This is a genomic window from Vibrio paracholerae (assembly GCF_037672085.1).
GTDB classification, from domain to species: Bacteria; Pseudomonadota; Gammaproteobacteria; order Enterobacterales; family Vibrionaceae; genus Vibrio; species Vibrio cholerae.
In genome coordinates, this window is record NZ_JBBHLM010000002.1 from 1,888,433 (window position 1) to 1,911,320 (window position 22,888).

The window sequence follows — 22,888 nt, forward strand, 5'->3', positions numbered from 1 at the left end:
TGGTCACCCTTTATTATTTTATCGGTGCCGATTTCGTTCCATTAAAGTTTAAAACTAGCCTAAAGCCTTGTTGCATCAGGGCTAGAAGCTATTGACAGTAACGTTAGCCTTCAAAAAAAACGCTGACAAGCCTTTTTAGACCTATCAGCGTAAAGATTTACTTATTTTTGCTATGCATCACTCTTTTTGCTCTCAAAGCTAACCCCGGTCGGGTCTTGCTCCAAGGCAACTTTGAGCACCTCGTCAATCCACTGCACTGGAAGTACTTGCAGATCGGCGATCACGTTATCTGGGATCTCCTCCAGATCGCGCTCATTATCTTTCGGGATCAGCACCGTTTTGATGCCACCGCGATGTGCTGCCAGCAGTTTCTCTTTCAAACCACCAATCGGTAATACTTCACCACGCAGAGTGATTTCACCGGTCATGGCAACTTCTGCTTTGACTGGGTTACCGGTCAAACTAGAAACCAGCGCTGTACACATGGCGATACCCGCACTTGGGCCATCTTTAGGTGTCGCACCTTCTGGGACATGGACATGGATATCTTTTTTCTCGTAGAAATCAGGGTTGATGCCCAATTTTTCTGCACGAGAGCGCACCACCGTCATCGCCGCTTGAATCGACTCTTGCATCACATCGCCCAGTGAACCGGTTTGGGTAAGTTTACCTTTACCCGGCATCGATTGGGTTTCGATGGTCAGTAAATCACCGCCCACTTCCGTCCACGCGAGGCCATTCACTTGACCAATACGGTTGCTCTCTTCCGCTTTACCGTAGTCAAAACGTTGTACACCTAAAAACTCTTTTAAGTTCTGTTGGTTTACAACAACGGTTTTCACGCCTTTATCGAGCAGAATTTTCTTCACGGCTTTACGACAGATCTTTGAGATTTCGCGCTCCAGACCACGCACGCCCGCTTCGCGAGTGTAATAGCGAATGATGCCGACAATCGCAGAATCTTCAATCACTATCTCACTTGGCTTGAGGCCGTTACGCTCAACTTGCTTACTGACCAGATGGTCTTTGGCAATATTGAGTTTTTCATCTTCGGTGTACCCCGATAAACGAATCACTTCCATACGGTCTAGTAATGGGCCCGGAATGTTCATCGAGTTTGAAGTCGCAACGAACATCACATCCGACAGGTCATAATCCACTTCTAGGTAGTGATCGTTAAACGAGTTGTTTTGCTCAGGGTCAAGCACCTCTAGCAGTGCAGAAGCCGGATCGCCACGCATATCCGATGACATCTTGTCGATTTCATCGAGCAAGAAGAGTGGGTTTTTCACCCCAACTTTCGCCATTTTCTGAATAAGCTTACCCGGCATAGAGCCAATGTAGGTGCGGCGATGACCACGAATTTCCGCTTCGTCACGCACGCCACCCAGTGCCATACGCACATACTGACGCCCAGTCGCAGCGGCAATCGAGCGACCCAGCGAGGTTTTACCCACACCCGGAGGCCCCACTAAGCATAGGATTGGACCTTTAAGCTTATTAATACGACTTTGCACGGCGAGATATTCCAAAATACGCTCTTTAACCCGCTCTAAGCCGTAGTGGTCAGCATTGAGGATCTCTTCTGCTTTAGAGAGATCTTTTTTCACCTTGCTGCGCTTAGTCCACGGAACATTGACCATCCAATCGATGTAGCTACGCACTACCGTTGCTTCTGCTGACATCGGCGACATCATTTTCAGCTTGTGCAGCTCTTGCTCTGCTTTGTCGCGTGCCTCTTTCGGCATCTTCGACTCTTCGATTTTCTTTTTCAGCGTTTCAAATTCGTCAGGCGCGTCATCCATCTCGCCTAATTCTTTTTGAATCGCTTTCATCTGTTCATTCAGATAGTACTCGCGCTGTGACTTTTCCATCTGCTTTTTAACGCGGGTGCGGATGCGCTTCTCAACCTGCAGCAGATCGATTTCAGACTCCATCTGCCCCATTAAGAATTCTAAACGTTCACTGACATCCAGCAGTTCAAGCACTTTCTGTTTATCGACCAATTTCAGCGGCATGTGCGCGGCAATCGTGTCTGCTAAACGTGCGGCTTCATCAATCCCGTTCAGTGAAGTGAGTACCTCAGGCGGGATTTTTTTGTTGAGTTTGATAAAGCCTTCAAACTGGTTAATCGCACTGCGAACCACCACTTCTTGCTCACGCTCATCCAATTCTGGTGTCACCAGATATTGTGCATCGGCAAAGAAATACTCTTCTTCATAGAATTGAGTGATTTTGGCACGCTGTTGACCTTCGACCAGTACTTTCACTGTGCCATCAGGCAATTTCAGCAACTGTAAGATGGTTGCGACGGTACCGACTTCAAATAAGTCGGCGACTTTCGGCTCATCGGTTTCCGCTTTCTTTTGCGCCACCAATAACACTTGCTTGTTGTTATCCATCGCCGCTTCTAGGCACTGGATCGATTTTTCTCGGCCAACAAACAAAGGAATGACCATATGTGGATAGACAACCACGTCGCGCAGGGGTAGTACGGGGATCTCGATACGCTCGGAACGCTCCAAGTTCATATTTTTCTCTCTTCCGCTTTGCATTTGTTACGCAGTATATGGGGGCTAACTAACTGGATTCAATGACAGAATAAAAAAAAGGAGGTATTGAATACCTCCTCGTTATTTTTTGTTGCTTGAGATTACTCCGCACCAGCGGCTTGGCTCTCATTAGCGCTGTAAATCAGTAGCGGTGCGGACTCTCCGTTGATCACAGATTCGTCAATCACCACCTTGCTGACCTCTTCCATTGAAGGCAGTTCGTACATGGTTTCCAGTAGAACTGCTTCAAGGATTGAACGTAGACCACGCGCACCGGTTTTACGCTTCATCGCTTTAGCGGCAATCGCTTTCAGCGCATCTTCACGAAACTCCAGATCAACGTTTTCCAGTTCAAACAACGCAGCATACTGTTTGGTCAATGCATTCTTTGGTTCACACAGAATTTGAATCAATGCCGCTTCATCCAGTTCAGTCAGCGTTGCCGTAACAGGCAGACGACCAATGAACTCTGGGATCAAACCGTATTTCACCAAATCTTCAGGTTCAACCTGAGTGAACAGTTCACTCAAGGTTTTGCTGTTGTCTTTAGAACGCACATCCGCGCCAAAACCGATACCAGTCCCTGTCGCAACACGTTGTTCAATCACTTTATCTAGGCCAGCAAACGCGCCACCACAGATAAACAGGATTTTCGAGGTGTCTACTTGCAGGAATTCCTGCTGAGGATGTTTACGGCCACCTTGTGGTGGAACCGAAGCAACTGTACCTTCAATCAGTTTTAACAGCGCTTGCTGAACTCCTTCACCCGACACGTCACGTGTGATGGATGGGTTTTCAGACTTACGAGAAATTTTGTCAATTTCATCGATATAGACGATACCACGCTCCGCTTTTGCAACATCGTAATCGCATTTTTGCAGCAGCTTTTGAATGATATTTTCTACATCTTCGCCCACGTAACCTGCTTCGGTTAATGTGGTCGCATCCGCCATGGTAAATGGCACATCCAGCAAACGCGCCAGCGTTTCAGCCAGTAGTGTTTTACCGCTACCCGTTGGGCCAATCAGCAAAATATTACTTTTGCCCAGCTCAACGCCTTCGCTAGTCGTATCACCATTACGTAAACGCTTGTAGTGGTTATATACCGCAACGGCTAGCACTTTTTTGGCGTGTTCTTGACCAATCACATAATCGTCGAGATGTTCACGAATCTTTCTTGGCGTCGGTAACGCCGCTGATTCCTTTTTTGGCAGAACATCTTTGATCTCTTCGCGGATGATGTCGTTGCATAAATCAACGCACTCATCACAAATGTACACGGACGGACCTGCGATCAGTTTGCGAACTTCGTGCTGGCTTTTGCCACAGAAAGAGCAGTACAGCAGTTTACTACTACCGCCCTCTTTGCTTTTGTCTGTCATTCGCTAACCTCTTAGCCTTTACTCACTTTGGTTTGAGTGTATAACAATTCAATCAAAATTGCGTTATACAATTGCGAGCTTACTCGCCACGGTGTTTCAGCACCGCATCCACCAAACCGTATTCCACTGCTTGATCTGCCGACATGAAGTTATCACGATCGGTATCACGTTCAATCACTTCAAGTGGCTGGCCTGTGTGCTCTGCCAACAAACGGTTCAGTTTGTTTTTAATGGTCAGAATTTCTTGAGCATGAATTTGAATATCAGAGGCTTGGCCTTGGAATCCACCCAGTGGTTGGTGAATCATGACGCGAGAATTCGGCAGTACATAACGCTTGCCCGGTGCACCACCAGCAAGCAAGAAAGCGCCCATTGAACAGGCTTGCCCCATACACACTGTGCTCACGTTTGGCTTGATGAACTGCATAGTATCGTAAATCGACATCCCTGCAGTGACACTGCCACCGGGTGAGTTGATGTAAAGGAAAATATCTTTATCAGGGTTTTCAGATTCTAAGAAAAGCAGTTGAGCCACGACAAGGTTTGCCATGTGATCTTCTACTTGCCCGGTTAAGAAAATCACTCGTTCTTTTAGTAAGCGAGAATAGATGTCGTATGAACGCTCACCACGAGAGGTTTGTTCAACCACCATAGGTACGAGTGCGTCAAAAATGGGCGACATTGCATTTTTTTCTTGGTAGCTCATAGTCTTATATCCCTAAAATAAATGGCCCGGATGATGGGTATCACACGGACCATTGTTAGCAGATGATTGCTTGTTTCGTCAACCTTCTACGCTACAGTTTGCTTATTAAGCAGCAACTGGGTTCATCAGCTCGCTGAAGCTGATCGCTTTTTCAGTTACTTTTGCTTTCGCAATGATCGCGTCTACCGCTTGCTCTTCAAGAGCAACGTTACGCATGTTGTTCATCAGCTGTTGGTTTTGCTCGTAGTAAGAAACCACTTCTGATGGGTCTTCATACGCAGTCGCCATTTCAGTGATCAGTGCTTTGACTTTTTCTTCGTCCGCTTTCAGCTCGTGAGTACGGATCACTTCACCCAGCAGCAGACCTACCACTACGCGACGTTTCGCTTGCTCTTCGAACAGTTCACGAGGCAGTTGAGCCGCAGCTTCAACATTGCCACCGAAACGTTGTGCAGCTTGCTGACGCAAAACGTTGATCTCTTGATCGATCAGTGCAGAAGGAACTTGGATTTCGTTCTCTTTTACCAGACCTTCAATCGCTTGCTCTTTGATGCGCGCTTTGATCGCTTGCTTCAGTTCGCGTTCCATGTTCTTACGTACTTCTGCTTTCAGAGCGTCAACGCCGCCTTCAGCTACGCCAAAACGTGCAACGAACTCATCGTTCAGTTCTGGCAGTTCACGTGCTTCTACTTTGTTCACTTTGATAGCAAACTTAGCCGCTTTACCTTTCAGGTTTTCAGCGTGGTAATCTTCTGGGAAGTTCACATCGATAACGAATTCCATGCCCTTGGTTTTGCCAACGATACCGTCTTCAAAACCTGGGATCATGCGGCCTGCGCCCATTTCCAGAGGGAAGTTTTCTGCTTTACCGCCTTCAAACTCTACGCCATCGATAGAACCTACGAAATCGATAGAAACGCGCTTGCCGTTTTCTGCCGCTTCGTCAACTTCTTTCCAAGTCGCTTGTTGCTTGCGCAGAGTTTCCAGCATTTCTGCTACGTCAGCGTCAGTCACTTCTGCTGCTGGTTTCTCTACTGCGATGTTTTCTAGGCCTTTCAGCTCAACTTCTGGGTAAACTTCAAATGTTGCTGTGAAAACCAGATCTTTACCTTCGCCAATTTCAACTGGAGCAAACGTTGGCGCGCCAGCTGGATTGATTTTCTCTTTTACGATCGCTTCGATGAAGTGGCGTTGCATCACTTCACCCAGCACGTCTTGACGTACTGCTTTGCCGTACATTTTCGCAACCATCTTCATTGGCACTTTGCCTTTACGGAAACCATCGAAACGACGGTTTTTCGCAATGTTGCGTAATTCAGCTGCTACAGCGTCTTCGATGTTTGCAGCTGGAACAGTAATATTCAGACGGCGCTGTAGGCCTTCTAGCGTTTCAACAGTAACTTGCATTATTTCTAAACCTCAAAACTGGCTCAGGGTTCCTGAGCGTCATGAGCCAACACGACGTGTGGCTGCATCCTTGTGTTGTGCCCGATTGAACACTGATATGTAAATATTGAGCATCGGCTTTCAAGCGAATCACCAGAAAACCAGACTAATGAGCGATATCTTTTGGCAAAGGTATCTCCGATTAGTCTCAGGACCAAATTTCAGACGCGACATTCTAACGACCACAGCCGGAGCTGTCGAGTTAATCCCCGGTCAGAGTCAAGCCAATCTCCTGAAAACCCAATCAAGTGCTAAAAATTCCACCAAAAGGAAACCGATAGCGACTCTGAAATGGGGACAATATAGGCTTTTTCAATGGAATCGAGGCTTTTTTTTATTGAAAAGCGTAAAAAGAGATCTTGCTCTTGTTTTGCAGACCGAGATTGCGATCTTTTTAGACGCTTCGGCTGTGCATTCTCAGTATGATGTAACGAAAGGATTTGTAGATAAGAGCCAAGGATGCCATCCATTCGTCGTCTCAGCTTGATGTTGTGGGTCATGTTTATTGTGCTGGTGAGCATGAGCACGCACTTATACTGGCGTTTCCAGTATCAAGCGCTGCTCAATGAGCATCAGTCGCAGCTTGATCGTTTTTCAAGCCATATCGTTGCGACTTTAGATAAATACGCCCACATTCCCCATCTGATTTCTAAAGATAAAGAGTTGGTGGATGCACTGGTCTCGGCACAAAATTCGGCGCAAATCGACATCACCAATCGCTATTTAGAGCAAGTCAATGAAGTCATCCAAGCCGCAGATACCTATTTGATCGACCGCTTTGGCAACACGATCGCATCCAGTAACTGGAATTTGGATCGCTCTTTTATCGGACGCAACTTTGCATGGCGACCTTATTTTTACCTCTCCATTGCGGGTCAAAAAAGCCAATATTTTGCGCTGGGGTCAACCTCAGGACAACGCGGCTACTATTACGCTTATCCAGTGATTTATGCGGCGGAAATCTTAGGGGTTATCGTGGTCAAAATGGATTTGTCGGCCATTGAGCAGGGCTGGCAAAGCAAGAGCAGCTATTTTGTGGCGACCGATGATCATCAAGTGGTATTTATGTCGAGCCAACCCGCTTGGCTGTTTCATAGCGTTGCAGATTTATCTCCCGCACAGCTCAACGACATTCGCCAAAGCCAGCAATATTTAGACAGCCCTATTCCTTCCCTCGGCTGGCAGGGCGACTTGCAAGCGGAGCAAAGCGAATGGCACAAGCCTGAAAAACATTGGCTGCAAGATGACTACATTGTTTCGAGTCGCCCGCTTCCTGAACTTGCTCTGACCATTCGCGTACTTTCACCGAAAATCGAACTCTTTTGGTCGGCGTTTGGCTTAGTGATTATTCTCTGCATGTTGTTTGCGATTGTGTATTTGGGCTTTCAACTGTGGCATCACCGGCAGCTGCGTCAGCGGCAAATCGAGCAGCTGCAGCAAGAGACCAAGCAGAAGCTTGAATTTGAGGTGATGGAGCGCACCGCCAAATTGCATGCGGAAATTGCTGAACGGATCAAAACCGAGCACGCGCTGCGCCAAACACAAGATGAGCTGATCCAAGCGGCGAAACTGGCAGTGCTCGGCCAAATGTCGGCCAGTATTAGCCACGAGCTGAACAATCCGCTGGCGGCGATCCGCAGTTTTGCCGATAACGGCCGCCGTTTCCTTGCCACCAACAAGCCTGAACGCGCTGAAGAAAATCTCTCGCGTATTTCCGCACTGACGGAGCGCATGGCGAAAATCAGTGAGCAGCTTAAATCTTTCGCCCGAAAATCCACTTCCAATGAACAGCAAGACGTGCAGTTGTACCCGTTGATTTTGTCGGCCAAAGAGTTGATGACTGGGCAATTTAAAGCGCAGATGACGTTGTTAGAGCTGTGCGACCTCAAAACGCCCGTTTGGGTACGCGTCAATCCCATCCAGTTAGAACAAGTGCTGATTAATCTGCTCACCAATGCGCTGCAAGCGTTAGAGGGACAAGCGGAGCGCGTGGTTCAAATCCGTTTGCAAACCTCTGAACAGCAAATAGCGCTTTTCGTTGATGATAATGGCCCCGGTGTCGGCATTGAAACCTTGCCCCATCTGTTTGAACCCTTCCACACCACGAAAAAGAATGGTTTAGGGCTTGGACTTTCTATTTCACAGCAAATTTTGCACAGCATGCAGGGAACATTGAGCGTGGCGACTTCACCACTCGGTGGAGCGCGCTTTACCATCACCCTGCCTCGTTTCACACCTCTCAATATGGACTAACCATGTGTGATGTATTTTTGATTGATGATGAGAGCGATATCCGCATTGCGCTCGCTCAAAGTTTCGAATTGGCCGACCTCAACGCGCAGTTTTTTGCCAGTGTCGAAGAGGCACTGCTGGCAATCAAGGCGCAAGGACTCCCATTGGTGATCGTCAGTGATATCTGCTTACCCGGTTTAAGTGGACAGAATTTACTGAGCTCCGTATTACATCAAGACAGTGAACTGCCTGTCATTCTTATCACTGGACATGGCGATATTTCGATGGCGGTCAAAGCCATGCATGATGGTGCTTACGATTTTATTGAAAAGCCCTTCGCGCCTGAGAGGTTGATTGACACGGTACACCGTGCCATCGAAAAACGTCGCCTTACTTTGGAAAACCGTCAGCTAAAACGCAGTTTAAAAGTCAGCCAAACCTTAGGCCCGCGAATTATTGGTGAAACCGCCGCCATTCAAACTCTGCGCGATACCATTGCCCAAGTCGCGGATACCCAAGCGGATATTTTATTGTTTGGTGAAACAGGAACCGGCAAGGAGTTGGTTGCCCGTTCACTGCATGAACAGAGCGCGCGCCGTGAACAGAATTTTGTTGCGATTAACTGTGGTGCGGTGCCGGAGAACTTGATTGAGAGCGAGCTGTACGGCCATGAAAAAGGCGCGTTTACGGGGGCAGACAGCCGTCGAGTGGGTAAGTTTGAGCATGCTCAAGGTGGCACTCTGTTTTTAGATGAGATTGAATCGATGCCGATGCAAGCGCAGATCCGGCTGCTGCGTGTGCTGCAAGAGCGAGTGATCGAACGGATTGGCTCGAATGAACTCATCCCCCTTGATATTAGGGTGATTGCCGCCACTAAAATCGATTTAAAACAAGCCGCTGCCGAAGGGAAATTTCGGCAAGATCTCTACTATCGGCTCAACATTGTCACCTTAACGATCCCACCGCTACGTGAGCGCAGAGAGGACATTCCTGCCCTTTTCCACCATTTCTTACTGGTCGCTGCCGCACGTTATGGTAAAGCGGCTACAGCACTGACGGCCTCCGATGTGCAAAGCTTGCTTAGTCACGATTGGCCGGGCAACGTGCGGGAATTGCGTAATGCCGCAGAGCGCTATGTGTTACTCGGTAAGTTGGCGCAATTTGCTGAAAGCCATGAGCCAAAATCCAAATTACTCGGACTGAATGAACAAGTCGCGGAGTTTGAGAAGTCAATTTTGGAGCAGACGCTGATTGAGTGTGGTGGCAGCATTAAAGCCACCATGGAGCGTCTCCACCTTCCACGTAAAACCTTGTATGACAAAATGCAGAAATATCAGCTCGATAAAGAGAGTTACAAACCCTAACACCATCCCGCGTTCTGGTTAAAAGTCTAGGTCTCAGATTTAAGGTCGGCATAAAAAAACCAAGCCCTTCGCATGCGAAGGGCTTGTCGTTATTTGCAGACTTAAGCGTTCAGCACTAGCGAGTGATGATTTCCGGCCCCATCAAGAGCGTCGGTAACCAAGTGGATACCCAAGGCACATAAGTGACAATAATGAGGAAGAGGAACATGACGCCCACCCAAGGCAGTGCAGCTTTAACCACATTCATCATCGACATCTTGGCTACCCCAGAGGTCACAAACAGGTTTAAGCCGACGGGCGGCGTGATCATGCCAATCTCCATGTTCACCACCATCATGATGCCGAGATGGATAGGGTCGATGCCCAGTGCAATCGCAATCGGGAATACCAAGGGAGCGACGATAACCAGAAGACCCGATGGCTCCATAAACTGACCACCCACCAACAAGATCAGGTTCACGACAATCAAGAAGGTAATTGGACCAAGCCCAGCAGACAGCATGGATTCGGTGATCATCTGCGGGATGCGCTCTTCGGTCAGTACATGTTTTAAGATAAGCGCGTTAGCAATGATGAACATCAGCATGATGGTCAGCTTACCTGCATCATACAAAGTCGCTTTGGTGTCTTTGTGGACAAAGGTTTCCACTACTTTGACCAGTACCGGTTTGGTATTGGTCTTATCCGCAAACGGCCCCATATCACGATAGATGAAGTTGGCGATAAAAAAGGAGTACACCGCCGCCACAGCTGCCGCTTCTGTTGGGGTAAAGATCCCTCCGTAGATCCCACCGAGAATAATCACCACCAGTAATAAGCCCCAGCTTGCTTCTTTGGCTGCTTTTAGCGCTTCTTTCCAGCCAACAAAGGGCTGCTTGGGTAGATTTTTTATCCGCGCGGTAATGTAAATCGCGATGATCAACATTAGACCAGCCAATAAGCCTGGGACAACACCACCTAAGAACATGCGGCCAACCGAAACGTTGGTCGCCGCTGAGTACACCACCATCACAATCGAAGGCGGGATCAAAATACCCAAGGTTCCTGCGTTACAAATCACCCCCGCCGCAAACTCTTTGCTGTAGCCGTTTTTGACCATGCCCGCAATCACGATACTGCCGATGGCAACCACCGTTGCCGGAGATGAGCCCGAGAGCGCCGCAAACATCATACAGGCGACCACAGAAGCAATCGCTAAACCGCCGCGGAACCAGCCAACCATAGCAATCGCAAAACGGATGATTCGTTTAGCCACACCGCCAGTAGACATAAACGTTGAGGCGAGAATAAAAAACGGGATCGCCAATAAAGTGTAGTGGCCAGCAAACGCGTTAAACAGGGTTTGTGCAACCGAAGCTAAAGAGGCATCCGAGTGCCACAATAGGAACAAAATACTGGATAAGCCCAGCGAGATAGCAATCGGCACGCCAACAATCATCATGCCGATAACCAGAATAAATAACAGTGCAACGGCCATGGCTTACTTCTCCTTGCCTTGAGTCTTAGGCATCATTGCCTCACCCGCTTCTGAAAGCTCTGCTTTCAGTGCTTCTAAATCTTCTTCGGCTTCATGACCGGCAATCATGCGATCCAGTTTGCCAGTGAGAATTTGCCAAGCGATCTGCAGAAACCGGAAAGTCAGCAGCGCCATACCTATCGGTAGAGCGGCATAAGGGATAAAACGCGGCAGCTTTTCATAGCGCTCACCTTCATTGAACCAATCCGCCATAAACTGCAGCATTTCAGGCATGGGAATATCATCAGTTTCATACCATGCACGTTCGCTAATAAAGGGGTACCAGTAGTTCCAAGAACCGATCAGTAAGAGGATTGAAAATGCCAAACAACAGGCCACAGCAACTAATGCATACAGCTTACGCAATCGTGCTGGTGCGATATTGATCAGCACATCGACACCAATATGAAAGTGGCGTTTTACCCCAAATGAAGCCCCGACAAGCACCATCCAAGCGAACATAAACACTGTTCCCTCAAGCGCCCAGAGAATATTGTCGTTGAATAGATAACGCATGATGACGTTGGCAAAAGTGAGTAGCGTCATCGCGCCCATAAAAAACGCGATCAGAAATTCTTCAATCGAGTCGGTAAACTGGCCGACTCTTGAAAACCATGACTGTTCCATGTGATACATCGCTCTAATAGTGTGACGAACAGACAAACGGCCCCACCGTGATGGGGCCAAATAAAGGTTACTTCTGGTTAGCTGCCAGAGCGGCTTCAATCAGATCAGCACCGATGTCTTTCTCAAACTTCTGCCATACCGGTTTGAGTGCATCGACCCATTGCTGACGCTGCTCTGGAGTCAGAGTGCGTACGACACCGCCCGCTTCAATGATGTACTGCTTATTGAGCTCTTCCACTTTGTTGGATTCTGCGTTGCGCTCAATCGTGACTTCATTGAGGATCTTGGCAAACTGATCACGAACATCTGCAGGTAAGCCATCCCACCATTTACTTGAGGTCACCACGAGGTAATCCAAAATGCCGTGGTTGGTTTCGGTGGTGCCATCTTGTACTTCAAAGTACTTTTGTCCGTAGATGTTTGACCAAGTATTTTCTTGTCCATCAATGACTTTGGTCTGTAAACCGCCGTAGGTTTCCGCAAACGACATTTTCTGTGGGTTAGCACCGATCTGCTCAAACTGAGCCACCAACACATCGGACGCTTGTACACGGAATTTCAACCCTTTGGCATCCGCAGGCACCAGAATTGGCTTGTTGGCAGAGATCTGCTTCATCCCGTTGTGCCAGAACTCCAAGCCTTTTACACCACGGCGAGTCATGGCATTTTTCAGCTCTTCGCCCTTGGCGGAACTTTGGAAACGGTCAACGGCATCCACATCTTCAAAAAGGAAAGGCAGGTCAAAAATACGGTACTTTTTGGTGAATTTTTCAAATTTAGACAGCGAAGGTGCCGCCAGTTGTACGTCGCCGTTGAGCAGGGCTTCTAACACTTTGTCATCATCGTACAGCGTTGAGTTAGGGAAGACCTGCATACAGGCTTTACCGTTCATCTCTTCGTTGACGCGTTTTTCCAGCAGTGATGCCGCAATCCCTTTCGGATGTTTGTCGGTATTGGTCACATGGCTGAACTTGATCACGATTTCGCCTGGGTCACAATTAGCGGCAGCATTAAAGCTTGTGACAGCGAGGATAGAAGCGGCAATTAGGGTAAGCGGCTTGAACATTCTTATTCTCCTTGGTTGGATTTTTCAGCCCATCATTGGACTGCGTACCCATACCAAAGCAACTTGCGCGCCATTCATTACACAAAATTAACATTTATTTAAAATCAGTAACTTGTAAAACCAGTGATTGCATTCCTCTCTTGTGTTCGAGGTTTCAGCCATAAAAAATGGGTGGAAATCCACCCATCCAATTTCAGTAATGGGTCACTTTCCACCCATACGTAACAGGCCTTAGGAAGAACAACTGATCTCCAGTTTTTTCCCCCATTCTGGCGGTAACTTTGCGTAGCGTTCAAATTCGGGATGCTCGGCATAAGGGCTAGTCAACACAGTGGCTAAGCGTTGCATCTCCTCAAAATCGCCTCGTTCAGCAAACTCAATTGCTTGCTGCGCAAGGTAGTTACGCAAGATGTATTTCGGGTTCACTTGGCGCATGGCTTGGCAGCGCTCACGGGTGCTAATTGGCAGACCATCTTGCCCAAGCTCACGGGCAGCGCGGGTAAGATAGCGCTCGATCCAAGCCTTAGCCGCTTCGCGATCTAACACCAAATCGATCACCGCCTCGTTTCCTTGCCGATCCAGACAGGAGAGCTCGCGTAAAAAGCGCGTGTAATCGGTGTGATTGTTGGCCAGTAGCGCGAAGAAATCAGCAAACAGCTCACCATCCCCCTCTTGCTGAGTCGCTAAACCGAGTTTCGCGCGCATCAAACGGCTGAAATGCAGATTGAGGCGTTCAGAATAACTCCCCAGTGCGGCTTCTAAATCGTCTTTGTCGATCAAAGGTGACAGTGCATGCGCTAATGCGGAGAGGTTCCAAAGGCCAATGCGTGGCTGCTGATCAAAGGCATATCGTCCCTGATAATCCGAGTGATTGCAGATGAAGTTCGGATCGTAGTCATCCAAAAAGGCAAAGGGACCATAATCAAAGGTTTCCCCGAGAATCGACATATTATCGGTATTCATCACCCCGTGGTTAAAGCCGTAAGCTTGCCACTGCGCAATCATCAGTGCAGTGCGCTCAACCACTTGCGAAAACCAAGCCGCATAAGGTTTCGATGTTTGCACGCAATCTGGGAAATGCCATTCGATGACTTTATCTGCCAGTAATTTCAGGTTCGCATGCTGATCGGTGTAAAAGAAATGCTCGAAATGGCCAAACCGCACATGGGTATGGGCTAAACGCACCAAGAGTGCGCCGCGCTCTTCACGCTCTCGATAGACTGGCGTTTCACTACTCATTAGTGCTAATGCGCGGGTTGTGGCAATACCGAGTCCTGCCATCGCTTCACTGCACAAATATTCACGAAGGGATGAGCGCAGCACCGCACGACCATCACCCATCCGTGAATAAGGCGTAAGCCCTGCGCCCTTGAGATGGATATCAAACACGTCGCCTTGCTTGGTCGCCATTTCCGCCAATAATAAACCGCGACCATCGCCTAAATCGGGGTTATACACCCCAAACTGATGACCTGCATATTTCATTGCGATGGGATAAAAATCAGCAGGTAACTGCTGCCCTGACAGCGATAACAATAACTCATCATTCGGTGCTTCAGGCAAACCAAATTGTTGCGCCAAACGAGCATTCCACATCCCCCAACGTACATTTTGCAAAGGCTGAGGATGAACTGGGGTATAAAAAGCTTGGGGTAACGCCGCAAAACGTCGGCTAAGATGAACAGCATTCCACACTGACATAACTAGACTCGCGATCAATGGTTTGCTCGCACGGTAGCAAATACTTGACCTTTTCACTAGGTTTTATTGTGCTGACGTTGTGGAGAAAGATAACCCGAACCTCTCGCTCAACGTCCCCTTTCTTCCTATGCTTACCAAAGGTGTTAGAAGGCAGCTCAAGTGGATAAAAACCCGCGGATAAAAAAGCCGAAGCAATCTGCTTCGGCTTTGGTGAATCTTAGGTGTTGCTATAACAGCATAAAGGTGAAGCCTAATGCCAATAAGGAAAACACCAGCGTACGACCCACAACACCTAGCGCACTAGGTTGCACCATTTCAACGTGTTCCATATCGATCTCCTCACCTTTATGTTTATGACACGGTAATGACAATATGGTGAAACTTTGAAAAATCAGCAAGAGATTGAGACGTTAATTTTTTGTGACAAAAGTGGGATGCCGCCAGTTCTTCCAAGGGATGAGCGAAATCGACTTTAGTCTCAAACTAAAGATCGACCTTGCACGCGTGAAATGGGCTACCTATACCTATATAAACCTCACTCACGATAAAGGGACAACCAATGAGAACAATGAAGGCCATGTTATTGACGCTGTTGGCGTTAATCAGCAGCAAATTGTTTGCACAAGAACCGATCCTCACGATAACCCATCAAGGGCAAACCGTTTCGGCCACTTATCAAGAACTGTTAGCCCGCAGTGATTTAACTATCGTCACCGAAACGCCGTGGACACAAGGTAATACGGAGTTTAAAGGCATTTCTGCTCAGGCATTATTAGCTTGGATGGGAGTAAAACAAGCCGACCTTAAAGTGATTGCCCTAAACAAATATTGGGCCGAAATCCCTTATTCTGATATTGAGAAGTACAACCCTGTTTTCGCGATTCAAAATAATGGCAAACCGATGCAGATCCGTGACCGTGGACCAATTTGGTCAATCTATCCACTCAGTAGTAGCGGCGAGTTAGATAATGAAATACTGCACAGCCGTATGGTTTGGCAGATCAGCAGTATAGAAATCATCACTCCTTAACGACGATGAAGAAGTCTCTACTTGCATTTTTCACGCTAGTATTCGCCATGGTCTTGCTGTCAATCTGGGCCATGGTTCGCTTTACTAATACTTATAATATGCTCACCAAGTACACCCAACTGGCGGCTTGGTCTTTGGCGCAATTGGAGCAGCTCAAACAATTGGGGGTAGATGAATTTCAAGGCTACTATTTCTCTCGTCCTATCACTAAAACCGAATTCGCCACTTTTTGCTATCACTATTTTTCCTCAGAGAATGCCTCGCTATCCACGCAAATTAATGAGTAATGCATTAGTAATACCATGCAACAAGATTGACTCAATCTCTCACTCTCCCTTAATCAACGAAACCATCGACAGCAGAGAAACTTAACGTTTTGCTAACAAGTTCAAGCTTATAATAGCCATTTACCGTTAGAATATTTGTTCTAATCACAACACGAGTAAAAGGCATGGAATCGCTTTTAAACGATTTTCCTGTGGTCACGAAAATTGTGGTCGCATGGGGAGAGATGGATGCGCTGCAACACGTCAATAATGTGGTCTACTTTCGCTACTTTGAAACCGCGCGAATAGATTACTTCGGTCATCTTAAGCTGATGGAAGAGTTACAACGCACCCAAATTGGCCCTGTGTTATCGGAGACACAAGCACGTTATAAAATTCCGGTCACTTTTCCCGATACCCTGCTGATTGGTTCACGCATTACCTCTGTTCAAGCAGATCGCTTTAGCATGGAATACCAAGTGGTGAGCCAAAAACTTGGTAAAGTGACTACCATCGGTCGCGCTACGGTTGTGATGTTTAACTTTAAAACGGGTGAGAAAGCCTTGCTACCGCCTACAGTGCTCGAAGCCATTCACACTCTACAAGGTGAATCTGCCTCGATTAACGATGCATAGACAAACCCTGTGCTTGAGGTGAAAGCGCGTTCCCACTTCAGGTGATAAGGGCACAGTCACCAAGCTATCAAACCTGCTTGGTGACTATCTCGGTGAGTATCTGCAACGCTGTGACATCCAATGCTCAACGCCAAATTATCTTCTCTTTTCAAAGAGTTGTTCACCATATCAAATCATTACGTTACATTCTGCATCCTTCAAAGTGCCTCATTCAATTGAAGATTGTGCATTTCCAAATCGGCCTATATTGTGGAGTTGTTGTTAATGGAACTAACACGATAATTCTCAGGCTAGGTGACATAAGAAGGGATATCAGGTAAGCAACGGACTCAGAAAAAATACGCAAGTAGTATTAGCAAGTGGGTTAGCCGATGCTGCCAAAAACAGCATCGGCATAATATGAACAATAAGATAGCTTACTCAGGATCAGTTTACTGGCGTTTCATCACCGCTCATCGGTTCACTCAGCAGATCATTATTAGAAATCTCACTGCTAGGTAAAGCATTGGTAACCACCTCATCATTGCTCGCCACTATGTCACTTTTTGTCGATTGAGGGAAAGCGGTGAAATTCGTCGTCATCACTAAAACCAATGAAAGACAAGCTACCACAACGGATGACAAGTTGATTGGTTTCTCTTTGCGCTGTGTCTGTAACCAAGCGGGAATCCACAATGTTGTACAGAGCAGCACAATAATCGCCGTATGCCAAACCGAGTCGCGAGTGGTCAGCAGCCAAGGTGCCGTGATAAAAACCAATACAGTTTGCCAAGTAAAGACTTGCAATGAATGTCGGCCAAGATAGCTCAGCGGTTCATACACTAATGCCGTTGGGAAAAAGCGGACTACAACAGAAATTAAGTAGATCCACACACTCAAGCTCAGCACCCGTAGCCATCCTAGCTCAGGCTTACTAGAAGCGGCATACACCATCTTTTTAGTGATACCCAATGGCGATAAAAGATCGCGATAAGCCATAAAGATAACCAAAGCTATCGCCGCACAAAGCCAAACCAATTTAGGATGGAACCACGCCAACTCGCCTTGGCGCTTGCTATAACCTAATGCACCACCAAAGAAAAACAGCAATTGCCAAGCAAAAGGGTCAAAGTAACCGAGCTCAGGAATGTATTCTGCAGAAAGCCACTTAAATAGCGGAACGAGCATGGAGCCTTGAATCAAACCACTGCTTGCCCATATCAACACACTCAGCGCAAGAACCCATTTAAGATAACCGCGACGAAACCCGTATAAAGCTAGAGGGAATAGCAGCATATACATGATATAGAGTGGCAAAATTTCCAGATAGGCCGGTTTATTGAGCAGTAAGAAGCTCATCAACATGGTCATAAAAGGCATAGTAGGCAGATTACTAAAGCTGCCACCAAACACTTTCACTTGTTCGGCAAAATAGTGGCTGCCCAACCAAAACCACAACATGGCAATAAATAGTCCTGCAATGTGGTATTTGTAGATGATGAACGCACGATGCCACACTTTTCCAGCCGCTTGGCGGTCAGTGTATTCACGGCGGCTATAGACCATGCCAGCCAGTAGTCCAGACATGAAAATAAAACCTTCAGCGGCACCAAACACACCTACAGGCTCATGAGTAATCTTTTGCAGTATGGTTTTACCGCCGCTGTACCAGATAAGATGGTTGAAGGTGATCAGCACCAACAATAATCCTCGGATACTGTCCAATGCGGGGATGCGTTTCATGGGTATCTCCCTGCGTTTTCAGTCCAATAAATTGGCGGTAACAAAAATACCAAGTCGACTAAAAATGCGGATAAGCAGTTGAAATATTGGGTAATACGGCAGGATGGCGATATCTAGTTGGGACTTGCCTTTCCCTGAGCACGCGGATCCTTGCACCACCTGATGGCTTTGTAAATAGGGGATATAAAAAAAAACGAGAGGCCGCACAGCTTGATGATGATAGTGATGAATAATCACAAATAACACGCCACCCAACGCGACAAAGTTTAAAGCAATCACCACGACAATCGATGGCTTAGGGCTGACAATAAAAAACCCCAGCAAATTAGCTTTGCTGGGGTCTGAAATAATGGCACGCCCTACAGGATTCGAACCTGTGACCACATGCTTAGAAGGCACGTGCTCTATCCAACTGAGCTAAGGGCGCGCTACAGGGTGAGGATTATACGAGTTAAACGGGCTAGATCAACGCCTTTGTCTAACTTTCTGTTTCGAATGAGCAATATTTTACCGATCTCATCTCAACTGCCGAAAAACAGAACAAAGCAAACGTTTGCCTGTGGATGTTATCAAAAATATCTGCGACAATGCGCGCAAAAATTTTCGCTCCAAACCTGTAAGGAAAGTCATGACTGCTCAAAATATTGATGGAACGCTGATTTCGCAAACGGTGCGCTCAGAAGTGGCAGCCCGTGTTAAAGCTCGTGTTCAAGCTGGGTTACGAGCCCCAGGACTGGCGGTTGTGTTGGTGGGCGAAGATCCTGCTTCACAAGTGTATGTCGGCAGTAAACGCCGTGCCTGTGAAGAAGTCGGTTTTGTCTCCAAATCTTTCGATTTACCCGCCACCGCTAGCGAAGAAGCCTTGCTGTCACTGGTTGAAGAACTCAATAACGATCCGCAAATCGATGGCATTTTGGTACAACTGCCGTTACCTGCGGGTATGGATACCACCAAAGTGTTGGAAAGTATTCACCCAGAGAAAGATGTGGATGGCTTCCACCCTTACAACGTCGGTCGCTTGGCGCAGCGCATTCCGAAACTGCGCTCTTGCACACCCAAAGGCATTATTACTCTGCTTGAACGCTACAATATTCCACTACGCGGCAAACACGCGGTGATTGTGGGAGCTTCCAACATTGTCGGTCGTCCGATGACGTTAGAGCTACTCTTGGCAGGCTGTACCACCACCACTTGCCATCGCTTTACTCAAGATCTCGAAGGCCATATTCGCCAAGCAGATATCTTGGTGGTCGCGGTCGGTAAACCTAACTTTATTCCGGGAGCATGGATTAAAGAAGGTGCTGTTGTGGTCGATGTTGGCATTAACCGCTTAGATACTGGCAAGCTGGTTGGCGATGTGGAATACGATGTTGCCCGTACGCGTGCAAGTTTTATCACTCCAGTACCCGGTGGTGTAGGACCTATGACCGTCGCAAGCTTGATTGAAAACACTATGATGGCGTGTGAGCAGTTCCACACTCAAGGTTAGCCACGGTGGCTATCTGCAACGCCAAAGCGTCGCGGTATTCACACTCACCTTGTGTTAACGCCTTGTACTAACACCTGAGAAGCAGTAAGAGGTCAATACTATGCATGGATTGACCTCTTTCGTTCTGTTTGCGCTTTATACTCCAACCAATCACCTCTTTCTAAAACCGCTAGAGATCGGTCATCAGCTGTTCATATTCATTGGTAGCATCTTGCATCAAATGTTCCAAATCCTGAGCATCGGGCGCTTCTAGTGCGATCTGCCAAGGCCGTTTTTGATTAGTACTGACGATTCGAACATGGCCTTGCTGTTTTTCAAACTTAACCTGCTCAAATTCAGCCACATGATGTTGATGCGTTTCCAATACATCAACCGATAATTTTCCCAACGGATTAACTTCAACATGAGCATGCAACTGCGGTTTACCTGCTACTCGATACTGTCTATGCACTGTGATCATACTTTCCCTCCTAGCGTAACGTCGGTTGAACCTTATTGAGTTTAGAACAACCGATTGAACTTGAGGTGTGAATATCATCTCTAACCGATTATCCAACACACCACTGTTTGAATTCCCTGAGATTTATAGCCCCCCTCAATAACGCTGAGACTGTTCCCGTATCGGTAACTCTCGGTTCTTCTTTTGTTATCTAGTCAATTCCAGCGGTTGTACAAATAATCGGACTAGATAAAAGAAAAACCTAAGCCCATTTTGGAGGCCATTGATATGCCGTACAAAATTACTGCTCTGCAACCGTTTGGAGTGATCGTAGAACCGAAACATGCTCCGATTCATGTCAATGAGTTAGATATTGATGAGTTACGCGAACTCTTTTTGCGTGAACAACTTGTGTTACTGCGTGGTTTTGAAACCTTTGAACATTCGGAGCAGTTTGCGGACTACTGCGAACGTTGGGGAGAAGTGAGTGTTTGGCCGTTTGGGCGCGTATTAGATCTGGTACAAAAAGAGGATCCTGGCGATCACATTTTTGATAGCAGCTACATGCCTATGCATTGGGATGGCATGTATCGCCCACAAGTCCCTGAATACCAAATCTTTCAGTGTGTAAAGGCTCCTTTACCGGGGCATGGCGGGCGTACGACCTTCAGTCATACCATGCTGGCCTTACAGAACGCCCCTCAGCCAGATCTTGAGCTTTGGCAGCAAGTCACCGGACACTACCAGCGTAAAATGGAGTTTTACCACAGTAAAACCGTCTCCCCGATTGTGATGCAGCATCCATACCGAGACTATCAAGTAATACGCTACAACGAGCCGCATTTTGAAGAAAATGGCGACCTGCTCAATCCACCTGATGTATCACTGTCTGGAATTACCCCTGAGCAAGCGATCGAGTTTCACAAAAGTTTACGCCGTGCACTGTACGACCCACGTAACTTCTACGCTCATGAGTGGCAAACGGGTGACATAGTGATCACCGATAACTTCTCCTTACTCCATGGCCGTGAAGGCTTTACCTCTCACACGCCGCGTCACATTCGTCGTGTGCAAGTGTTAAGTAATCCTCCTTATAACAATCCAAGCTTGGAGTCGTACCAATGTCCACAAAAATAACCGACATCGTCATTATCGGCGCAGGCCCAGTTGGGTTAATGAGTGCCTACTTAGCACAGCGCTGCGGTTTAAACGCGCTGATCATTGATAAGTCAGCCGAACCACTTCAAGTCGGACGCGCCGATGCGTTAAATGCCCGCACCTTACAACTGCTCGAAGTCGCGAAGCTTTTTGATGATCTTTACCCTTTAGGCAAGCCGTGTAATACCAGCTCGGTTTGGGCTAATGGCCATTTTATCTCGCGCCAATCGAGCTGGTGGGAAGCCTTGGAAGGCTGCTTGCACAAACACTTTTTGATGTTAGGTCAATCGTTTGTTGAGCAGCTGTTGGACAAGAAATTACTTGAAGCGAATGCCCCCGTTTGGCGCAACACAAGCGTCGACAATATCGAGCTCAATCAAGCAGGCTGCCTCACTCATCTCAGCAATGGTGAGCGTATTCAATCGCGCTTTGTGATTGGTGCGGATGGGTCTCAATCTTTTGTGCGTCGTCATTTTAGTGTGCCTTTTCACATTGTGCGCCCCGAAATTATCTGGGCGGTGATTGATGGTGTGATTGACAGTGACTTTCCTAAAGTCCCTGAAATTATTGTGTTCCAAGCAGAAACCTCAGATGTGGCATGGATCCCTCGCGAAGGTGAAATCGATCGCTTTTATGTCCGTATGGATACGCACGATTTCACCTTAGAGCAGGCTATCTCCAAAATTAACCGGGCAATGGCACCTCATCAATTGGGTTTTAAAGAAGTGGTCTGGTTCTCGCAATTTGCCGTGAAAGAATCGGTAGCAGAACATTACAGCGTCGATGACCGGGTTTTCCTTGCAGGGGATGCCTGTCACGTACACTCAGTCAACGGTGGACAAGGATTAAATACTGGGGTTGCTGACGCATTTAACCTGATCTGGAAACTGAGTATGGTGATTAAAGGTCAAGCCTCTCCTGCTTTATTGAAAAGTTATCACGCTGAACGTCAACCAGTGGCGCAGAGCGTGATCGACAGCTCCGGCGAACTGGTACGCTCAACGAAGTTTTCAGCCACCAACACCCATGCGCAAGACTACGTAAAAATCGTTGAAAAGCGTTCAGGTAATATCACGGGAATGGGCATTCGCTACTCCGAAGAAGGCTTAGCTGGCACTCGAATGTGGGATTTCGTGCTCAATCAAGGTACTGAGATCACTCGTTTGTACTCACTGCTTGACTACTCAAGATGGACACTGTTCTTGTTTAGTGATGACGAATGCGTGGTTGACGTGCCGCCGCATGTACATGTGATCCGCATCGGTACCCAATCCGAAAATGCTCAACACTGGACACGTCACGCACCTTATCCGGGACAAGCGGTATTGGTTCGCCCTGATGCTTACATCGAATGGGTCACTCCACTGCATCAGGTTCACAGTGTGTTGGCAGAAGGTGTGTTGACAGAATTCAACTTATCTCACTAGTTCAATACCTGCGTTCACTCGATCTTCATCAAGCCCTAAACGGGCTTGGTGACTTTCCCCGGCACTACAAGCCATCGACACACCCATGCGGCTCATTGCGCGTTGGCTCTACCTGTTTAAACACTCTCCA

Annotated in this window: 19 protein-coding genes, 1 tRNA gene and 1 pseudogene; 8 read left to right on the forward strand and 13 right to left on the reverse strand. The window is 47.4% G+C overall.

What is annotated here, in order from left to right:
- Positions 1-170: 170 nt before the first annotated feature.
- From lon to R4537_RS13710, 5 genes are all read right to left on the reverse strand, one after another.
- The gene (lon, locus tag R4537_RS13690) at positions 171-2,531 is read right to left on the reverse strand and encodes an endopeptidase La (RefSeq protein WP_001047611.1); all 2,361 of its coding nucleotides are present in this window, start codon (positions 2,529-2,531) and stop codon (positions 171-173) included.
- A 122-nt stretch (positions 2,532-2,653) separates the two neighbouring features.
- Positions 2,654-3,934 (reverse strand): ATP-dependent protease ATP-binding subunit ClpX, encoded by a 1,281-nt coding sequence (clpX, locus tag R4537_RS13695; protein WP_000130332.1) that lies wholly within the window; start codon positions 3,932-3,934, stop codon positions 2,654-2,656.
- A 79-nt stretch (positions 3,935-4,013) separates the two neighbouring features.
- Positions 4,014-4,640 (reverse strand): ATP-dependent Clp endopeptidase proteolytic subunit ClpP, encoded by a 627-nt coding sequence (clpP, locus tag R4537_RS13700; RefSeq protein WP_000121679.1) that lies wholly within the window; start codon positions 4,638-4,640, stop codon positions 4,014-4,016.
- 105 nt (positions 4,641-4,745) lie between these two features.
- Positions 4,746-6,047 carry a trigger factor gene (gene tig, locus R4537_RS13705; RefSeq protein ID WP_001198441.1) on the reverse strand — a complete coding sequence of 434 codons (1,302 nt, stop codon included), beginning with the start codon at positions 6,045-6,047 and terminating at the stop codon, positions 4,746-4,748.
- Positions 6,048-6,337: 290 nt separating this feature from the next.
- Entirely contained in the window at positions 6,338-6,556 is a 219-nt protein-coding gene (locus R4537_RS13710) for a TolB protein (protein ID WP_165819065.1), read from the reverse strand.
- On the opposite strand from R4537_RS13710, the gene R4537_RS13715 reads away from it, so the two are divergent.
- Both R4537_RS13715 and R4537_RS13720 read left to right on the forward strand, forming a co-directional pair.
- Complete coding sequence (locus tag R4537_RS13715) at positions 6,546-8,339, forward strand: sensor histidine kinase (RefSeq protein ID WP_071178467.1); 1,794 nt, start codon at positions 6,546-6,548, stop codon at positions 8,337-8,339. The genes R4537_RS13710 and R4537_RS13715 overlap by 11 nt on opposite strands.
- A gap of 2 nt (positions 8,340-8,341) precedes the next feature.
- Positions 8,342-9,682, forward strand: coding sequence for a sigma-54-dependent transcriptional regulator (locus tag R4537_RS13720; RefSeq protein ID WP_000332943.1), 1,341 nt, complete (start codon positions 8,342-8,344; stop codon positions 9,680-9,682).
- A 115-nt stretch (positions 9,683-9,797) separates the two neighbouring features.
- Here R4537_RS13720 and R4537_RS13725 read toward each other — a convergent pair whose 3' ends face one another.
- From R4537_RS13725 to R4537_RS13740, 4 genes are all read right to left on the reverse strand, one after another.
- Positions 9,798-11,159 carry a TRAP transporter large permease gene (locus R4537_RS13725; RefSeq protein ID WP_000257380.1) on the reverse strand — a complete coding sequence of 454 codons (1,362 nt, stop codon included), beginning with the start codon at positions 11,157-11,159 and terminating at the stop codon, positions 9,798-9,800.
- A 3-nt stretch (positions 11,160-11,162) separates the two neighbouring features.
- Positions 11,163-11,825, reverse strand: coding sequence for a TRAP transporter small permease (locus R4537_RS13730; protein ID WP_000438260.1), 663 nt, complete (start codon positions 11,823-11,825; stop codon positions 11,163-11,165).
- A 67-nt stretch (positions 11,826-11,892) separates the two neighbouring features.
- Positions 11,893-12,891, reverse strand: coding sequence for a TRAP transporter solute-binding subunit DctP (gene dctP, locus R4537_RS13735; RefSeq protein WP_000476112.1), 999 nt, complete (start codon positions 12,889-12,891; stop codon positions 11,893-11,895).
- Between the two features lie 231 nt (positions 12,892-13,122).
- Positions 13,123-14,592 carry a protein adenylyltransferase SelO gene (locus tag R4537_RS13740; RefSeq protein ID WP_071178468.1) on the reverse strand — a complete coding sequence of 490 codons (1,470 nt, stop codon included), beginning with the start codon at positions 14,590-14,592 and terminating at the stop codon, positions 13,123-13,125.
- A 568-nt stretch (positions 14,593-15,160) separates the two neighbouring features.
- On the opposite strand from R4537_RS13740, the gene R4537_RS13745 reads away from it, so the two are divergent.
- The 3 genes and pseudogenes from R4537_RS13745 (at position 15,161) to R4537_RS13755 (ending at position 16,523) form a co-directional block, all read left to right on the forward strand.
- On the forward strand, positions 15,161-15,622 hold the full coding sequence (locus R4537_RS13745; protein WP_000646483.1) for a putative pterin-binding protein: 462 nt from the start codon (positions 15,161-15,163) through the stop codon (positions 15,620-15,622).
- Positions 15,623-15,756: 134 nt separating this feature from the next.
- Positions 15,757-15,909, forward strand: a pseudogene (locus R4537_RS13750) (GGDEF-domain containing protein); the annotation flags it as partial.
- Between the two features lie 164 nt (positions 15,910-16,073).
- The gene (locus R4537_RS13755) at positions 16,074-16,523 is read left to right on the forward strand and encodes an acyl-CoA thioesterase (protein ID WP_071178470.1); all 450 of its coding nucleotides are present in this window, start codon (positions 16,074-16,076) and stop codon (positions 16,521-16,523) included.
- Between the two features lie 426 nt (positions 16,524-16,949).
- On the opposite strand, the gene R4537_RS13760 is transcribed toward R4537_RS13755, so the two are convergent.
- From R4537_RS13760 to R4537_RS13770, 3 genes are all read right to left on the reverse strand, one after another.
- Complete coding sequence (locus R4537_RS13760; RefSeq protein WP_071178471.1) at positions 16,950-18,245, reverse strand: OpgC domain-containing protein; 1,296 nt, start codon at positions 18,243-18,245, stop codon at positions 16,950-16,952.
- An 18-nt stretch (positions 18,246-18,263) separates the two neighbouring features.
- Positions 18,264-18,629: an integrase gene (locus R4537_RS13765; protein WP_224217236.1), complete on the reverse strand. Its 366-nt coding sequence runs from the start codon at positions 18,627-18,629 to the stop codon at positions 18,264-18,266.
- A tRNA-Arg gene (locus R4537_RS13770) sits at positions 18,596-18,672 on the reverse strand. Before R4537_RS13770 ends, R4537_RS13765 begins: the two co-directional genes overlap by 34 nt.
- Before the next feature lie 201 nt (positions 18,673-18,873).
- On the opposite strand from R4537_RS13770, the gene folD reads away from it, so the two are divergent.
- Positions 18,874-19,734 (forward strand): bifunctional methylenetetrahydrofolate dehydrogenase/methenyltetrahydrofolate cyclohydrolase FolD, encoded by an 861-nt coding sequence (gene folD, locus R4537_RS13775; protein WP_000126770.1) that lies wholly within the window; start codon positions 18,874-18,876, stop codon positions 19,732-19,734.
- 169 nt (positions 19,735-19,903) lie between these two features.
- Here the strand turns inward: folD and R4537_RS13780 are convergent, their stop codons facing one another.
- A complete protein-coding gene (locus R4537_RS13780; RefSeq protein WP_000633735.1) occupies positions 19,904-20,194 on the reverse strand; it encodes a hypothetical protein in 291 nt (96 codons plus the stop codon).
- A 267-nt stretch (positions 20,195-20,461) separates the two neighbouring features.
- On the opposite strand from R4537_RS13780, the gene R4537_RS13785 reads away from it, so the two are divergent.
- Both R4537_RS13785 and R4537_RS13790 read left to right on the forward strand, forming a co-directional pair.
- Complete coding sequence (locus R4537_RS13785; RefSeq protein ID WP_001146421.1) at positions 20,462-21,310, forward strand: TauD/TfdA dioxygenase family protein; 849 nt, start codon at positions 20,462-20,464, stop codon at positions 21,308-21,310.
- Positions 21,295-22,758, forward strand: a complete 1,464-nt coding sequence (locus R4537_RS13790; protein WP_071178473.1) for an FAD-binding protein — start codon at positions 21,295-21,297, stop codon at positions 22,756-22,758. Before R4537_RS13785 ends, R4537_RS13790 begins: the two co-directional genes overlap by 16 nt.
- Positions 22,759-22,888 lie beyond the last annotated feature (130 nt).

Excerpts from the sequence above, each read along its gene's own strand:
- lon (WP_001047611.1), bottom strand. The coding sequence starts at position 2,531 with ATGAACTTGGAGCGTTCCGAGCGTATCGAGATCCCCGTACTACCCCTG.
- clpX (WP_000130332.1), bottom strand. The coding sequence starts at position 3,934 with ATGACAGACAAAAGCAAAGAGGGCGGTAGTAGTAAACTGCTGTACTGC.
- clpP (WP_000121679.1), bottom strand. The coding sequence starts at position 4,640 with ATGAGCTACCAAGAAAAAAATGCAATGTCGCCCATTTTTGACGCACTC.
- tig (WP_001198441.1), bottom strand. The coding sequence starts at position 6,047 with ATGCAAGTTACTGTTGAAACGCTAGAAGGCCTACAGCGCCGTCTGAAT.
- R4537_RS13715 (WP_071178467.1), top strand. The coding sequence starts at position 6,546 with ATGCCATCCATTCGTCGTCTCAGCTTGATGTTGTGGGTCATGTTTATT.
- R4537_RS13710 (WP_165819065.1), bottom strand. The coding sequence starts at position 6,556 with ATGGATGGCATCCTTGGCTCTTATCTACAAATCCTTTCGTTACATCAT.
- R4537_RS13720 (WP_000332943.1), top strand. The coding sequence starts at position 8,342 with ATGTGTGATGTATTTTTGATTGATGATGAGAGCGATATCCGCATTGCG.
- R4537_RS13725 (WP_000257380.1), bottom strand. The coding sequence starts at position 11,159 with ATGGCCGTTGCACTGTTATTTATTCTGGTTATCGGCATGATGATTGTT.
- R4537_RS13730 (WP_000438260.1), bottom strand. The coding sequence starts at position 11,825 with ATGGAACAGTCATGGTTTTCAAGAGTCGGCCAGTTTACCGACTCGATT.
- dctP (WP_000476112.1), bottom strand. The coding sequence starts at position 12,891 with ATGTTCAAGCCGCTTACCCTAATTGCCGCTTCTATCCTCGCTGTCACA.
- R4537_RS13740 (WP_071178468.1), bottom strand. The coding sequence starts at position 14,592 with ATGTCAGTGTGGAATGCTGTTCATCTTAGCCGACGTTTTGCGGCGTTA.
- R4537_RS13745 (WP_000646483.1), top strand. The coding sequence starts at position 15,161 with ATGAAGGCCATGTTATTGACGCTGTTGGCGTTAATCAGCAGCAAATTG.
- R4537_RS13755 (WP_071178470.1), top strand. The coding sequence starts at position 16,074 with ATGGAATCGCTTTTAAACGATTTTCCTGTGGTCACGAAAATTGTGGTC.
- R4537_RS13760 (WP_071178471.1), bottom strand. The coding sequence starts at position 18,245 with ATGAAACGCATCCCCGCATTGGACAGTATCCGAGGATTATTGTTGGTG.
- folD (WP_000126770.1), top strand. The coding sequence starts at position 18,874 with ATGACTGCTCAAAATATTGATGGAACGCTGATTTCGCAAACGGTGCGC.
- R4537_RS13780 (WP_000633735.1), bottom strand. The coding sequence starts at position 20,194 with ATGATCACAGTGCATAGACAGTATCGAGTAGCAGGTAAACCGCAGTTG.
- R4537_RS13785 (WP_001146421.1), top strand. The coding sequence starts at position 20,462 with ATGCCGTACAAAATTACTGCTCTGCAACCGTTTGGAGTGATCGTAGAA.
- R4537_RS13790 (WP_071178473.1), top strand. The coding sequence starts at position 21,295 with ATGTCCACAAAAATAACCGACATCGTCATTATCGGCGCAGGCCCAGTT.